Raw genomic sequence first — 15919 nt, forward strand, 5'->3', positions numbered from 1 at the left:
CAACTATTCACATATTTCATACACACTTATCCTATTCACACAAACTATCACAACTAGTAAAAAAGAAGACGCCATACCCAAAGTATTGTGAGAATAGTTTCAGTTGCCATGTAGATTACTGTGAGAAAGGTACCTTTTTTAATCCGTTTACAATAAGTTAACATTCTGGCTAATTTTACTTTACAAAGCAGCTTTATCATTTTAGTACGTAAGGTAAACAAAGGAGATGAATGGAATGAAAAGAAGTTTAATCGCAGGACTAGCTAGTGTATCCCTTTCCTTATCCTTGGCTCCTGTATTGCCAGTATTGGCAGTTCCCAGCCAGAGTGTAACAACAGAGAACGGGCAATCAACCTTGCGCCCAATTGTCAACAAAGTGGATGTTATTGCTCATCGGGGAGCGTCCGCTTATGGGCCGGAGCATACTTTCCCGGCTTATAAGAAGGCGATTCAGATGAAGGCGGACTACGTAGAATTGGATTTGCAGATGACCAAAGATGGGCAATTGATTGCCATGCATGATGAATCTTTGGCCAGAACAACCAATGCGAAGGAACTTTATCCGGACCGGGCTCCCTGGTCGGTGAAAGACTTTACGCTGGAGGAAATTCAACGTCTGGATGCAGGATCCTGGTTCAATAAAGCAAACCCAAATCTAGCACGCAAAGAATATGCCGGTTTGAAGGTGCCTACACTGGATGAAGCCATTCAATTCGTGAAGCAAAACGGGAATGGAAAAGTCGGCTTATACATAGAAACAAAGGCGCCTAATGTTTATCCAGGAATGGAAGAGAAGCTGATTGATACTCTGAAAAAATATAATCTACTTAACAACGGGCACATTATGCTTCAATCATTTAGTGAGGAAAGCCTGCGTAAACTGAAAACTCTTGCACCGAATCTGCCGCTTGTTCAACTCTATTCGAAGGACATGCTGCAAGGTAAGGATGTATATCAGGAATTTAAGCGAATCTCCGATTATGCTGCAGGCGTAGGCCCAACCCAAAGCCTGGTCGTTCCGAAACTTATAGAGGCTGCACACCAGAACCATCTGGTTGTCCACCCTTATACAGTAAACAAGCAGGATGATATGGTTGCCCTCCTTTCTCTCGGTGTTGATGGTGAATTCACAAACAACCCTGACCAATTGGTGGAATTACTGGACAAGCCGTTTATTTCACATGGAGTGGCCAGCGGAGATGTAACAGATACGTCAGCGGTATTATGGGCCCGGGCGAGCGGACCTGCCAACGTTAAATTTGAGATTTCTTCTGACAAGAACTTTAAAAATAAGTCGATTGTAAAAACCGGGCAGGCGGATGCGGAGCATGATTTCACGGTAAATGTAAATGTCGCCGGGTTAAAGGCGGATACGACATATTATTATCGGGCGCAGGCAGTTCCCGGCAAATATACCGTCAGCGGTTCGTTCAAAACAGCACCGAATAAGAACAGCCTGAAGCCGCTAACCATGGTATGGGGAGGAGACACAGGGGGCCAGGGAGAAATCCCGCCTTTCAAATCTTTTGAGGCGATGGCATCATTAAATCCTGATTTCTTCTTGTTCAGTGGAGACACCATCTATGCCGATAATAAGACACCGGCCGTTCCTAACCCGCCATCCACAACGGTGCAGGATTTCTGGGCCAAATACAAGGAAAACCGAACCGATGCCGGATTGCGGACTCTTTTACAAAAAACAGGTACTTTTTCGATTTGGGATGACCATGAAGTGAGCAATGACTTCTCAGGTCCCTCTAATCCTTTGACTCCGACCGGTTTACGAGCTTTCGAGAATTATTGGCCAATATCGGGAGAACGCAGCTCTGCGGATAAGCTGTACCATAAATATTCCTGGGGTAAAACCATGGATATGATGATTCTCAACAATCGGGGTTACCGGGATCCAAACACCAAGGTGGATGGGCCAGATAAGACCATGCTGGGGGAAGAACAACTCAAATGGCTGGAACAACAGCTTTTGGAATCAGACGCGCAAGTCAAGCTGGTGGCCACTTCGGTTCCGATCTCGATTCCGACCGGATCACAGAACCACCGGGACGGATGGGCAAATGGAAATAATGTAAATCCAAATGATCCAACCGGATATGAGAATGAATTCCGCAAAATCTCTGACTTTATTGTGGAAAAAGGGATTAAAAACGTGTATTTCGTGACAACGGATGTCCATTTTGCCGATATCATTCAGTATGATGCAAATCATGACGGCAAAGCAGATTATCATGAACTCGTTAGCGGTCCGCTTGGCGCCGTTAAGGTTAAGCCTGGGACGTTGGATCCAACTTTTGGTCCTAAGCGGCTGTATGCAGAAGGTGATTTCTTTAACTTCGGTGTGTTCCGGATCGATCCGAAACAAAATGAGGCTACGGTCGAAATTCGGGACGAATCTGGAAAGGTCCACTTCAGTAATACATTCCAGCTTGAACGTGTAAATACAAATAATAATCATCAAAATCAACATGATAACAATAACCAAGGCCAGCACGGTAACAATGAACAACATTAAAATGGACTGGTAATAAATAGGCAACAAATGTAGGTCCTGGATTATCCAGCGACCTACATTTGTTTATAGGGAAAATGCGGTTTACCCCTTACGTCAACTAGCTTTGCAACACCTTCAGATTAATAATCATAATTTTTTTCTTGCTCCTCTTCTACGATGGACTGCAAGTCAAAGGATGAAATCATAGAAATGTAGTAACCATATTTCTCATATCTTTTGTTAGCTTCTTCCAGAATAAATTTCGGTGAACCTTCTTTTTCGTCATCATACAGTACCAGGATTCCATCCGTATTGTCTAACAAAAACTTATTCTTTGCTTTAAACATCCAGGGACCTTCATAGGGGGCATTAAAGACGCTGGTGGTAAAATCAGCCTGTGCTAATATGCTGCGGTAATGATCCTGTTTTTCTTCCTTCCAGCTCGCTTCTTGCTCCAGGAAGGGGGTAATAATAGCCAGTTTTACGTCATACTCATTTTTCAATTCCAAAACAACTTCGGCAGCCCAAAGTTCGGCTCCTTGCTGGCCGCTTAGTATACACCACGCTAATCCTTCTTCGATAAAAGCAAGCAGCCGTTTCCTGAATGCTAATTTGATATAATGAATCCCTGCATGCTTGTTATCAAATATACCAAGTTCAGCCGGTTTATAGCCTGTAATTAATAATCTTTTAACCAATGAAAGAAGTCCTCCCGTTTATTTGTGTTTAGTAATCATTATAATGTAATTCGTGGTACTATATGAGAAAGAGGGGATTATACGTATGCAGAAGTACCGCTATTTAATTGGATTAGAGACACATATGATTTAGGGCGTAACCATTATGATCGTTTGGGGCATTTTGCCCAGGGTTTCATTCCGGCCATTTTAGTGCGTGAGATTCTTGTGCGAACGTCTCCATTATTTGAGTTGTTCGAGTTTGCTGTAGCAATGGCGACAGGAACTGCATCCGAAGCATTTCTAGCGACACAGGGGGATGTATGGGATACCCAATGAGATATGTTTTTTGCTCTGATCGGCGCTACCATTTCTTATCTTCTTCTACATAGACTTCATAATCATTATCTATCTAAATTATAAATAGGGGGGTTGTCATGAAGCATATTATTCTATATGCACATCCGGATCCAGGAAGCTTTAACCATACGATTTTAGAAACGACGGTAAAAACAGCAGAAAGCAAAGGCCATGAGGTTAACGTTAGAGATTTATATGCATTAGATTTTAATCCTGTCCTAAAAGAGAGCGACTTCGAAGGATTTCAATCCGGAAATACGCCGCAGGATATTAAAACCGAGCAGGAATACATCACAAACGCAGATGTCATTATTATGATTTATCCGATCTGGTGGACTGGAATGCCCGCTATTTTAAAAGGATATATTGACCGGGTCTTTTCATATGGATATGCCTACACAGAGGGTGAAGACGGCGACATGATTGGCCTGTTAAAAGGCAAGAAAGCCCTGGTTATCAACACGCACGGAACACCAAAAGAAGTGTATGACGATGCCGGGATGACACTTGCCCTGAAAAAAACATTGGACAAAGGAATCTTTGAATTTTGCGGTGTGGAAGTCGTAGACCATTTGCTGTTTGGGTCTATGCCGCCAGTTGACGAAGCGGAAGGAGAAGCTATACTTAGCCAGCTTGAGGATAAGATACATTCACTTTTCTAACAGGTAATAACATGAATACAAAGGCTTAACTCCTCTTACGGTGGTTGGGCCTTTCTTTTGAGAAGCAGGGGAGAAGATGAAACTCTGGCGAGTAAATTTACGTATATGAGGGTAAGACAAGCCTACAGCCCGGAAACTTGTCTGCCTATACCCATGGTGGTAGTATAGAAATCAAATTGGAAAAGTAGTAGGAGTGAAGCGAATGAAGGCAATATTGTTTACAATGTTTCGGTTGCTGTTTTCCGGCATGGCAGGGTTCGCCGGCCTGCTTGTTTCCTATTTTGCCTTTGACCTTCGTTTTATTGTTTCGGCTCTGATAGGTGTAGCCTCTTATATAGCAGCATCGTTTCTCATACGCCGAAGATACATGAATTCATCAAAGCCATTTGGTGGCTCAGGAGATTATGATCAGGCTTATATAAGGCGGAACCTGCGAGAAGCGCAGAAAAAGCTGAAGACCATTCGGCGCATTCAGTTTAAGCTTCGCTCAGTGACAGTCTGGCAGAAAACGTCTCACATTCATAAAGTAGTGAAGCGAATTCTAACGATTATTGAAGAGGACCCGCGCAGATTCCGGACAGTCCGGAATTTCTTCTCCAGTTACCTTGATTCAACGATTACAATTCTGGAGAAATATACATTCCTTTTGTCACAACCAGTGAGAAATGCGGAGATTACGCTGGCGCTGCGCAAAACAGAAGACATGCTGGATGATATTACTGCTGCTTTAGAGGAAGAACTGCTGCATGTGCTATCAGATGACGTGCTGAATCTCGATGTTGAGCTGGATGTTATGAGAAAGTCCATTCAAGCGAGCAGCAGCCACTCCATTACACTTCCGCCACGCGAAAAAAACGCCGACAAAGAAATAAAAATCAAAATGATGAAAGGAGATAAAAGGTACTATGAGCAGGTTTAAAAAAAATCCTTTCCATCCAGCTGCGGATGAATTATTTGGGACAACCCCTTCTATTGCACCTCTGCCAGGTGCTTCGTTCGGCTCTCCCGTACAGCCTGTAGCAACTCAGGAAAGCCAGCTCCCGCTTATCGAAAAGCTTGAGCCAGAACATCGTTCTAAAGCAATGGCTCTTGCTAAACAAATCGATCCGACTAACCGGCAGGCATTGCTGCAGTACGGTGTATCGGCACAATCCGATCTTTCCCGCTTCGCCGATAACATTCTTGATCATGTAAGGACAAAGGATACTGGGCCTGTGGGTGAGGTAATCGGGGACTTGATGCTTAAAATCAAGGCCGTAAACCCGGATGAACTAAGCCCGTCGAAAAAGAACTTTCTTTCCCGGATTTTCGGATCGGTGGCACAGTCAACGAATAAATTATTAAGCAGGTATCAAAAATTAGGAAGCGAAATTGACCAAATCGCTGATAAGCTTGATAAATCACGCCAGCAGCTTCTGCGCGATGTAACACTCTTAGAGGCTTTATTTGCGAAGAACCGGGATTACTTTCAGGAGCTTACCATTTATATTGCAGCCGCTAAACATAAACTGGATGAACTGCGAAACCATACGATTCCGGCATTGCAACAGAAGGTAAATGCTTCCGGAGATCCTTCTGCTGTACAGGAGCTGAACGATATCATCGGCTTTGCCGACCGCCTCGAGAAAAAAGCGCACGACTTGCTGCTGAGCCGTACGATTACAATGCAGACGGCACCGCAAATTCGCTTGATTCAAAATAATCACCAGATGCTGGTGGAAAAAATTCAATCTTCCATCCTGACTACGATCCCGCTCTGGAAAAATCAAATTGTCCTTTCCCTAACACTCTTCCGCCAGCAAAAAGCGGTGGAAATGCAAAAGCAGGTTACACAGACGACCAACGACCTTCTTCTGCGTAATTCTGAAATGCTGAAAATGAACAGCATTGAAGTCGCAAAAGAGAATGAACGCGGGATTGTAAGTGTAGAGACACTAAAGCGTACACAGGAGAATTTACTTAGTACCCTGGAAGAGACACTAAAAATCCAGCAGGAAGGCCGGATGAAACGCCAACAGGCTGAACGTGATCTTAGCCAGATGGAAGAAGAATTAAAAACAAAGTTATTATCCATGCGCTAAGTTTTTGGCGGTGGCAGAATGAGAAAAACATTGGGACCGTAGGGTTCCATGATAGGGATCTTACTTTATGACTTTAAAGCAACATATACTCCTATACCGGAACAAAAAGGATGTTTCTTATGAGACATCCTTTTTGTTCTTCTCGTACGAGTTGAGAATGAAAAATGAACCGCTACACAAACTATTTCTTATATAGTACTTGTCCCCATATTGTAAAGGAGAGAGTGAATAAATATGGCAAGAAGAAATAAAATCCTTGTTCCAGAGGCTGCGAAAGGATTAGATGAGCTAAAGGCCAAAGTAGCGAATACTGAAAATCCTTTAAATGCTAAATTTGAAGCTGCAGAAGAAGTAGGCGTTCCTCTAAAAAAAGGGTACAACGGACAGCTTACTTCCAAGCAGGCAGGTCAGGTCGGCGGCAGATTGGGTGGGAACATGGTGAAGGAACTTATAAAAATGGCTCAGGAAAATTTAAGTAAAAAATCTTAATTAAAATGGCTAAGTTTATTAATCCATCGGAGGAAAAAAGGATATGAATCAGGAAAAAAATATAGTTTCAGGTAAAATTGAAGCCATGGTTAGTATAGACACTAATTCAATATCGAAAGAAGAGACATTTACCACCCTCGAGGGCCTAATTAATGAATATAGTGCTCCTGTGTCCACAATTACGGTTAATTTAAGCGACGGGAGTAAAATTGAACTTAATATTAATGATTTTAAATTCAAGTGGAATGGCCTTTTGGATAATAAGAACTGTTAAACATTTAATTCCTCGTCAGGATTATATCCCTCCTTATCTAGAAATATAGTTAGTTGAAAGAAATGAATTTTACGGAGGGGTAAAATGCAAATTCATGTGGTACAGCAGGGGGAAACACTATGGGCCATCTCTAGGCAGTACGGCGTGACCGTTACTCAAATTGTAACAGCAAACGAGTTAGAAAATGCGAATCGATTAGTAGTCGGGCTGGCACTTGTCATTCCTACACCTCACCGGACTCATACTGTCCGGCCTGGGGAGACTCTGTGGATGATAGCCGAAAGGTATGGAATAACCGTTCAGGCAATTATCCGGGCAAACCGAATCGCTGACCCGGCACGTATTTCTCCAGGGACCGTTTTAATTATCCCTTTTCCTAAGCCTGTAATTGACGTAAACGCGTATACCATTACCCCAGGAGAAGAAGGGGCAAGACAGATTCGAGAAGTAGGGAGATATTTAACTTATTCCTCTCCATTTCCATATATCATGCGGGAGGATGGCGGTTTGAATGCCATAAATGATACCCCCATCATTCAGGCTTCCTTTTCCGAAAGAGTTGCTCCCATACTGTGTATAAGCAACTTTACCCCTCGTGACCCCGGTTCCCGCCTGGCGCATACCATCCTTTCCAGTACAGAAATCCAGGACCGGTTATTAACGAATATAATAAATATTATCAAAACCAAAGGATACCGGGGATTAAACGTTGACTTTGAAAATGTTTATCCACAGGACCGCGAGTTATACAATCAATTTTTAGAACGTGCCGTTGAAAGGCTGCATCCGGCAGGCTATTTTGTATCAACGGCTCTTGCTCCCAAAACAAGTGGCGAACAAAAAGGACTGCTCTATGAAGCGCATGATTATCCTGCACATGGCAGAATTGTCGACTTTGTCGTTTTAATGACATATGAATGGGGTTATAGGCTAGGTCCGCCACAGGCGATTTCGCCCCTGAATCAAATCAGGCGTGTGTTAGATTATGCAGTTTCAGTCATTCCAAGAAATAAGATATTTATGGGATTTCAAATCTACGCGCGTGACTGGCTTCTTCCGCATGTACAGGGGCAGCAGGCGGAGACATTCAGCCCGCAGGAAGCTGTCCTTAGGGCCATTCGATATGGAGCTGCCATTCAGTATGATCCGGTTGCCCAGTCTCCATTTTTCCGGTATACTGATGCACAGGGGCGAAACCATGAAGTGTGGTTTGAAGACGCACGCAGTGCCCAGGCCAAATTTGACACAGCCAAAGATTATGGGCTGCGCGGCATTAGCTACTGGGTATTAGGTTATCGATACCCACAAAATTGGCTGTTACTTGAAGACAACTTTTCTATCCGAAAATTGATATAGTTCGATGTTATGATATAAATGGAAAAATCCGCCGGTTTGGAAGAGGGTACTTAGTCACTTACTCCCCTTTCCAAACCGGCGGATTATTTTCTACCCTTTGCTGATCCCCCTTGCAGGGAACCCTCTATTGCATGACCGTTGATGTTAGCAGCATCAGCGGTCTTTTTTAATATATGTTGTTTTCAAGTTTTATTGTACCCGATCATGCGGAAAAAGAAAACGGGAAAGCTCTTTGTTACCCTCTTTTTGCGTTCCAGATCCCAAAGGCAACGTAATAACGAATGTAATCTCCGGCTCGTCATATTCAACATCAATAGACCCATGGTGTAATTCGATGATACTTTTGGTGATAGCGAGGCCTAACCCAGTACCTCCCTTGCTGGAAGAGCGGGAAGAGTCGACACGGTAGAATCGTTCGAACAGGCGTTTAACCGCTTCCTTTGAAAGAGGCTCACTGGTGGCGTTGGAAACTATGATACGAGCAGCGCCTTCACTTTTTTTCAATTTAACCCGGATTGTGCCTGGATGAAGGCTATACTTGATAGCGTTCATTAATATGTTCTCAAAGACTCGTACCATATGGTTAGGAGAGACCTTTATCATGATTCGCTCCGCGGGGAAATCTTTGCAGAAGGTAACATTATTCCCCTGAGCTGCGGGAACGAGCTCCTCCATTAACTGATCCAGCATTTGGTTCAGGCAAACCTGTTCCATTTTAAGCTGGATCCCTTTATGATTGAGCCGTGTAAAATCAAATAGAGCCTCAACTAATGTTTTTAATTGTTCTGATTTCCCATACGCAATATCGACATATTCATCGAGTTGGGTTTGGGATTGATATTGATGATCCTTCACCAGCCTCATATAGCCCATTATCGAGGTGAGGGGAGTGCGCAGATCATGGGAAACATTCGTAATCAACTCATCTTTTAATTTCTCCGTTTCACGCTGCCGTTCCATCATTTGATCCAATTCTTGCGCCATGTAATTAATATTGGATGCAAGGGAGCCAAGTTCATCGTTACTTTTCTCTTGAATCCTATGCTTTAAATTCCCCTTGGCGATTTCCATTAACCCCGAGGCAATTCCCTCAATTTCTTTCATTTTACGTTTAGTAATGTAGTAGAAGCATAAAATAAATGTAATAACAGCAAGAACATAAGGCGTAATGCCAGGCTCATTTACATAAATAACGGTGGGTTTTGGCGAGCCGCTCACAATTAAAAAAGCTTTAGGCCCGCTAAGGCTAATCGGATAGAAACTGGATAAGATGGGGTGCTCATCATGCTGTTGCGCGATATGAATCATTGTCGCATTCTCGATTATATGATGAAGATTTACCTGTGTGTCCTTCGAACCCGCCGAGTGGTATAGAACCTTTCCGTCCAAATCCGTGACTAAGACCTTGAGGTTATTTTTTTGTTTTGGCACATCGATTACATATTGGATGAGTTCATTTTTTGTCAGATGGTAAACCGATTTTCCTTCTGAAGGAATGGATAACCATTCCCCATTCCCCTTTGATAAGGGGAGGGGGCGATCGAGGAATTTTTGGCGGAAAATAGGATCTTCCATTCCCAGTTCTTTTACCAACCCATTTATATCCTGATTCATTTGATTAAACTGCCTGACCAAACCTCGCGCGTTTTCATCAATTGTGACCTGTCCTGAAGTAAAATCAAGCTTTCGCTCTTTAGTAACGAATTCGGTGCTGGAAACGAAACCGATAAGGGATGCAAGCAATAAACAACAGCTGAAAGTTAAAACCAACTGAATTCGTATACTTTTCTGCACATGTTGTAGTAGTTTTTGAATATATTTCCCTAATGAGAGTGAGGAAAGTGTCCAGCTTTTAAATTTCAATTTTATACCCGACCCCCATACTGTTTTAATATATTGAGGTGAACGAGGGTTTTTTTCCAATTTCTCACGTAAATTACGGATATGAACCATCACAGTATTTTCAGAATCATAAAACGGCTCATTCCACACGAGTTCATAAATCTTTTCTGTGCTAAAAACCACCCTGGGATTACGGCCCAGTAATTCTAGAATGGAAAACTCCCTTGGAGTTAATTTGACTTCTCTTCCTTCCACTGTAACGTCATGGGTAGTAATATTCATCACCAAACCATCAATGCAAATGACATCCATTTCCTGGTTTATTTTAGTATTCTGAGCCAGATCTGTCTGGTTGAGCCGAAGGTAACGGCGAAGTTGAGATTTTACTCGTGCCACTAATTCTAATGGTTGAAAGGGTTTTGTTACGTAGTCATCGGCTCCTGTTGTTAGTCCGAAAATTTTATCCATGTCCTGTGTTTTAGCAGACAGCATAATAATCGGAACATTTCTGCTCTCCCTAATCTTCATGCATGCCTGAATCCCGTCCATCCGCGGCATCATAAGATCGAGAATCACCAGGTGTACGTCTTCATTTTCAAGGTAACTCAATCCCTCGATGCCATCCGCCGCTTTTAACACCGAATAGCCCTCATTCGCGAGATAAATGCCTACGAGATCACGGATTTCCTTCTCATCATCTATAATTAAAATCGTTTCCTGGTTCAAAAGATAGCCCTCCTCATGTGTCCCAGTTTACAGTAGACTTCTTAAGAAAACGACAGGAAAATCTTAAGATTTTCTGAAGTTCATTCTTTATTCTTCAGAAATTCTTCAGAAATTATCACCGTTTTCCTTAAGAACTTATCTATAACATTTTACCTAACTGAGCAGAAAAGAGGCGTGAAGCGTGTTACCAAAAAACCGAATTCTTATCCTGTATAGCAATTACGGTGAAGGGCACCTCCAGGCGGCACGTGCCATCCAGGAAGCGGCGGAGAGAAAGGAAGGATGGCAGGCGACCCTGCTTGATATGATGGAATGCTCCCATCCATGGGTCCATTCCATCAGTCAGCCTTTGTTCATTAAGGGAGTCAGTTCTTTTCCCCGCTTGTATGGACATTTGTATAAAATTACGAAAAAACAGGATACGCCGTATCTTGTGAAGCAATTTTTACGAACCGGGCTAAAGCGGATGAAGATGTGGCTGGATGAAGTGAACCCAACGATGGTCATTAGCACCTTTCCTTTTGCAGCAGCTGCGATGTCTTTGATGAAAGCCTACGGTTTGACTTCCATTCCTACAGCGACCCTCATCACAGACTATTGCGATCACCGCTCCTGGATTCACCCGTATACCGACCGGTACTTTGTAGGGTCCCGGGATGTATTTAACGATTTGAGTGAGAAGTGGGTTTCACAGGATCGAATTCGTATCACGGGTATACCTGTCCGGCCTGTTTTTCAACGCCAATATAATGTGTCATCTTTAAAACAACAGTTAGGCCTGAGAACAGACCTTCCGACTTTACTCGTAATGGGCGGCGGATACGGGATGATCGGGGACGGCGTTTACGGAGCGTTAGAATCGATGGATAAGATGCTTCAAGTCATCATCATATGTGGAAAGAATGAGAAAAGGCGCAGAAATATGGAGGAAACTTTTGCGCATTCAAAACACCATGTCCTGACAAAGGGGTATGTTTATAATATTCACGAATGGATGGCGGCTTCTGATTTATTGCTTACAAAACCGGGGGGTTCGACAATTTCAGAAGCGCTCTCTATGAATCTGCCGATGCTTCTTTATCAGGCGCTTCCAGGCCAGGAACAAGCGAATGCTGATTTTCTTTGTCGGTGCCGGGTAGCAATAGAAGCCAAGAATAACCGGGAGCTAGGATATTGGCTGGACTCCATGATTTCCCACCCTTCTTTACGAACGACCATGAAACAACGAATGAGAGATTTTCACGCATCCAGTTCAACCGATCAAATTCTAGAACAAATTACACAATTTGCTTAACTCAGGGACGACTACAGCATCGGAGGGGAAGGGATGAAAAAAAAGCAAAAAGTTCTCATTCTCTTTGCCAGTTATGGAGAAGGGCACATCCAGGTATCTCAAGTGTTACAAAAGCATTTTTATAAAAATGGAATCACGGACGTACTGGTTACTGATTTATTTGCCGAAGCACATCCATGGATCGATACATTTACACAGTATTTGTATCTTAAAAGTTATTCCTTCGCATCGTCTTTGTACGGATGGACCTATTACTCCACGCAGGAGATGCAGCATGATATTTTGCTTTCCCGTTGGTTTAATGCCTTTGGCATACGTGAATTGAGAAAGATTATTCAAAGGGAACAACCCGATGTTGTTATTAATACTTTTCCTATGCTTGTTATGCCTGAATACCGCAGGAGAGGGGAAGGGTTTATCCCTACTTTTACGGTGCTCACGGATTTTGCCCTGCACAACCGGTGGCTTCATCCTGAAATCGATCTGTATTTTGTGCCAACGGAGGAAATGAAAATCCAGATGGCCGGCAGGGGAATTCCTCCCGGTAAAATCATTGTAAGCGGCATTCCATTACGGGAAGAATTCTCTTCTCCCCAGCTTCAGAAAAGCGAGCAGCCTTATGAAAAATATCGACTCGATCCCTCTAGAAAAACCGTATTAGTTATGGCCGGCACCTATGCTGCGGCTCTGATAAAAGAGATAGGCAACGTCCTATTATCTATACCGAATGTACAAACCGTATTTATATGCGGGAAAAATGAAGCATTAAAAAAAGAGCTGGAGCAGGAGTTTAAAGATGAACACGGCATACGAGTGCTTGGATTCGTCGAGGACATTCCTCAACTGATGAACATTTCTGCCTGTATTGTGACCAAAGCAGGAGCCGTTACCCTTTCTGAAGCTCTTGCCATGAATCTTCCCATTGTTATTTTTCGCCCTGTTCCCGGGCAGGAAAGAGAAAATGCCCGCTATTTAACAGAAATAGGGGCAGCTGTCACGACCCGGCATGTGGGCGAGCTGTTAGGAGAGCTGACACGGCTTTTAACGGAGGAGTCTTCGCTATTCCGGATGCAAAACGCTGTGCGGTCCATCTATAAACCTAACGCAACAGAAAGGGTTGTTGAAAATATTTTAGCCAGCCTGCAAAACCCTGCGGCCAGCTGGGGAAGGTGAGAATAGATGCTAAACGCACGCCAGCCATTCCCTAGGGATTTTATAAAAAGCCTGGCCGTTTTGGTCGTTGTTGAATTTGTGAGGGGCGCCTTTCTCATCAGTTTTTTACCAATCTACGCAACCAATCAACTGCACATTTCCATTTCGATGGTGGGAATTGCTGTTACAGCTCATTACCTTACGGACACGGCAGTTAAAATTGCCATCGGTTATTTATTGGATCGTTTTTCTTCTCGGGTCGTTGTACAAATTGGTTTACTCATTTCTTTATCAGGTTTATTGGGTGTCCTTTTCAGTCAACAGGGCTGGCTCCTTATTCTGTCTTCCGCCACCTTTGGTGTTGGCATTTCACCGATTTGGCTTGTTTGTTTAAGTAAGGTAAAAGAGGAAGAACGGGCAACGCAAATGGGGTTGTTATATTCCTTCTGGCTTGCGGGAATGGGTGCCGGGCCTGTCTTGATGAATTTTCTGATCGATCAAAGCTATACGCTCTCCTTCTGGATGCTTATTGTTTTATGGATAGCGGGAGGGCTCCTGTCATTTCAAATATCGAATGAAACGATATCTAAACCGGATGTCGTTTCTGTAAAAAAACAATTTCAACTGCTCTGGCAGAATCTAAAAAGGATGCGCCCATTACTTCCAGGAATGGTTCTGCAAACCGCCGCAGCCGGGATGCTCGTCCCGATTTTACCTCAATTTGCAACCCGGCACCTGGGGCTCACGTACAGCCAATACTCCTATTTATTAATGCTTGGTGGGGCAGGAGCTGTCATCGGGTTAATCCCGATGGGAAAGTTATCGGATACGTTCGGTAAGAAATGGTTTTTCGTCTTAGGGTTCGGCATATTTTCCATTGCCTTATATTCATTAACCTTTGTCTCTACGGTGTATAGTTCCATGGCCTGGGCATTAGTATTGGGCATATCGTATGCGGCTGTACTCCCGGCATGGAACGCCCTCATGTCGTACTATGTACCAAGCGGGCAGGAAGGGCTAGGCTGGGGCGTATTGTCCAGTGTAGAAGGAATCGGTGTTATTATCGGGCCTATACTTGGCGGTTGGATTGCCCAATGGTTCAATGACATCGTAACCGTCTGGGTAAGTGCCGGTTTATTAGGCTGTATCGCTTTGTTTTATCTTTTTTTTCCGTTCCAGCGTCTGCAAGGAGAAGAATAAATTGAGCGGATAAGGGGGATGGAGTTTATGTTCACTCTGTTACAATGGGCATGTATCCTGTTTTTTGTTTATACCATTATTCCGGGTATCGTCTCATTTGGGTTCGGCTTAGGTATAGTACGGAGGGGGCAAACTGGCCGTCAGGTGGCGTTTACTTTTGACGATGGCCCTGATCCACGCTACACCCCAAAACTGCTCGATCTGTTAAAAAAGCACCATGTGAAAGCGACCTTTTTTGTCTTAGGACATAAAGCAGAAGAAAATCCGGAGCTGATTCTTCGTATATACCAGGAAGGGCATTTGATTGGCATTCATAATTACGTGCATCGATCAAATTGGCTGATGACGCCCTGGACCCTGCGCCGTCAGCTTAAATGCTCGGCTTCGTTCATTGAGAAAATAACGGGTGAACGGCCCGTCTATTACCGGCCGCCCTGGGGATTGCTCAATCTGTTTGACTTTTCCTTAAGAAAACACTTTCGCATTGTACTATGGTCTTTAATGGCATGGGATTGGCGCAGTCAAGGTGGAAGTGAAAAAATCAGACGGCATATTCTCCGGAAACTGAAGGCAGGAGCTGTCGTTTTGTTACACGACAGTGGGGATACGGTAGGGGCCAATCAAGATGCACCTTCCCATACGATCCAGGCTCTAGAAAGTGTATTTCGGGAAATCCATTCCCAAGGTTATTCCTGTGTCCGATTGGATGGGATGCCTCTCAAACAAAGCAGGAAGAAACAATTCCTTGTTTATCTATGGATGAAGTGGGAAGCGCTATTTCATACTTTGTTTGCCATTAAACCCCTTGATCAAAAAGACTCCTTTTTTTACGTCCGTGTCCGTAAATACTATGGAAAAACCCTTCATTTATCGGATGGGAAACGAATTGAAAAAGGAGACAAAGTGGTGGAACTCCACTTCAATAATGAATTCCTTGCTCAAATGGTTTCTACCTGCAGCACCCCCATTCAATTGGCCGTTCAAATGGTTAGGCTAACGGAGCAGTTCCTTCCTCAACTCCTGGCTTTTATTCTGCAACATCCTGAAGGAGGCAGTATTAAAGGATTATATGGGATTTCCGTCATTTATCGAGGGAGCCGCCAGCTTGGATTTACCGTGCAGGACGTACCAAACCGTTTATTTGCCCGGATTTGCCAATTTTATCTGCGATTGCTGCTGTTTATTGTTCATCCGCAGGGGAGACGAAGGGTGCAAAAGAATGGAAACCTTCTTACTCCTAAGATTATTTCGATTTCCAAAGACGAACTTATAAGGAGATACTCCATTCATACTTAGAGAA

At 43.5% G+C, this 15919-nt stretch carries 13 protein-coding genes and 2 pseudogenes; 12 read left to right on the forward strand and 3 right to left on the reverse strand.

Annotation, left to right across the window (positions count from 1 at the left end):
- The first annotated feature begins 235 nt into the window (after positions 1-235).
- Positions 236-2527 (forward strand): glycerophosphodiester phosphodiesterase family protein, encoded by a 2292-nt coding sequence (locus MBEAL2_RS14075; RefSeq protein WP_082129939.1) that lies wholly within the window; start codon positions 236-238, stop codon positions 2525-2527.
- Between the two features lie 119 nt (positions 2528-2646).
- Here MBEAL2_RS14075 and MBEAL2_RS14080 read toward each other — a convergent pair whose 3' ends face one another.
- Positions 2647-3204: an SLOG family protein gene (locus tag MBEAL2_RS14080; RefSeq protein ID WP_047152927.1), complete on the reverse strand. Its 558-nt coding sequence runs from the start codon at positions 3202-3204 to the stop codon at positions 2647-2649.
- Between the two features lie 72 nt (positions 3205-3276).
- Here MBEAL2_RS14080 and MBEAL2_RS32895 point away from each other — a divergent pair.
- From MBEAL2_RS32895 to MBEAL2_RS14115, 7 genes and pseudogenes are all read left to right on the forward strand, one after another.
- Positions 3277-3606 (forward strand): annotated as a pseudogene (locus MBEAL2_RS32895) (DUF2238 domain-containing protein); the annotation flags it as partial.
- Between the two features lie 14 nt (positions 3607-3620).
- A complete protein-coding gene (locus tag MBEAL2_RS14090) occupies positions 3621-4205 on the forward strand; it encodes an NAD(P)H-dependent oxidoreductase (RefSeq protein WP_047152928.1) in 585 nt (194 codons plus the stop codon).
- A 202-nt stretch (positions 4206-4407) separates the two neighbouring features.
- Positions 4408-5124, forward strand: a complete 717-nt coding sequence (locus MBEAL2_RS14095; protein ID WP_047152929.1) for a 5-bromo-4-chloroindolyl phosphate hydrolysis family protein — start codon at positions 4408-4410, stop codon at positions 5122-5124.
- Entirely contained in the window at positions 5111-6286 is a 1176-nt protein-coding gene (locus tag MBEAL2_RS14100) for a toxic anion resistance protein (protein ID WP_047152930.1), read from the forward strand. The genes MBEAL2_RS14095 and MBEAL2_RS14100 overlap by 14 nt, the downstream gene beginning before the upstream one ends.
- 234 nt (positions 6287-6520) lie before the next feature.
- Entirely contained in the window at positions 6521-6775 is a 255-nt protein-coding gene (locus MBEAL2_RS14105) for an alpha/beta-type small acid-soluble spore protein (RefSeq protein WP_047152931.1), read from the forward strand.
- Positions 6776-6818: 43 nt separating this feature from the next.
- Positions 6819-7049, forward strand: a complete 231-nt coding sequence (locus tag MBEAL2_RS14110) for a hypothetical protein (RefSeq protein ID WP_047152932.1) — start codon at positions 6819-6821, stop codon at positions 7047-7049.
- An 84-nt stretch (positions 7050-7133) separates the two neighbouring features.
- Complete coding sequence (locus MBEAL2_RS14115; RefSeq protein ID WP_047152933.1) at positions 7134-8405, forward strand: glycoside hydrolase family 18 protein; 1272 nt, start codon at positions 7134-7136, stop codon at positions 8403-8405.
- 189 nt (positions 8406-8594) lie between these two features.
- Here the strand turns inward: MBEAL2_RS14115 and MBEAL2_RS34360 are convergent, their stop codons facing one another.
- Positions 8595-10019 (reverse strand): sensor histidine kinase, encoded by a 1425-nt coding sequence (locus tag MBEAL2_RS34360; RefSeq protein ID WP_439644872.1) that lies wholly within the window; start codon positions 10017-10019, stop codon positions 8595-8597.
- A 255-nt stretch (positions 10020-10274) separates the two neighbouring features.
- Positions 10275-10973, reverse strand: a pseudogene (locus tag MBEAL2_RS34365) (response regulator transcription factor); the annotation flags it as partial.
- Between the two features lie 181 nt (positions 10974-11154).
- Here MBEAL2_RS34365 and MBEAL2_RS14125 point away from each other — a divergent pair.
- The 4 genes from MBEAL2_RS14125 to MBEAL2_RS14140 are packed head-to-tail and all read left to right on the forward strand — an operon-like array spanning position 11155 to position 15915.
- The gene (locus MBEAL2_RS14125; RefSeq protein ID WP_047152934.1) at positions 11155-12267 is read left to right on the forward strand and encodes an MGDG synthase family glycosyltransferase; all 1113 of its coding nucleotides are present in this window, start codon (positions 11155-11157) and stop codon (positions 12265-12267) included.
- A gap of 33 nt (positions 12268-12300) precedes the next feature.
- Positions 12301-13440, forward strand: a complete 1140-nt coding sequence (locus MBEAL2_RS14130; RefSeq protein WP_047152935.1) for an MGDG synthase family glycosyltransferase — start codon at positions 12301-12303, stop codon at positions 13438-13440.
- 6 nt (positions 13441-13446) lie between these two features.
- Positions 13447-14619: an MFS transporter gene (locus MBEAL2_RS14135; protein ID WP_047152936.1), complete on the forward strand. Its 1173-nt coding sequence runs from the start codon at positions 13447-13449 to the stop codon at positions 14617-14619.
- Between the two features lie 27 nt (positions 14620-14646).
- A complete protein-coding gene (locus tag MBEAL2_RS14140; RefSeq protein ID WP_047152937.1) occupies positions 14647-15915 on the forward strand; it encodes a polysaccharide deacetylase family protein in 1269 nt (422 codons plus the stop codon).
- Positions 15916-15919: the final 4 nt, after the last annotated feature.

This window comes from Aneurinibacillus tyrosinisolvens (assembly GCF_001015055.1).
GTDB classification, from domain to species: domain Bacteria; phylum Bacillota; class Bacilli; order Aneurinibacillales; family Aneurinibacillaceae; genus Aneurinibacillus_A; species Aneurinibacillus_A tyrosinisolvens.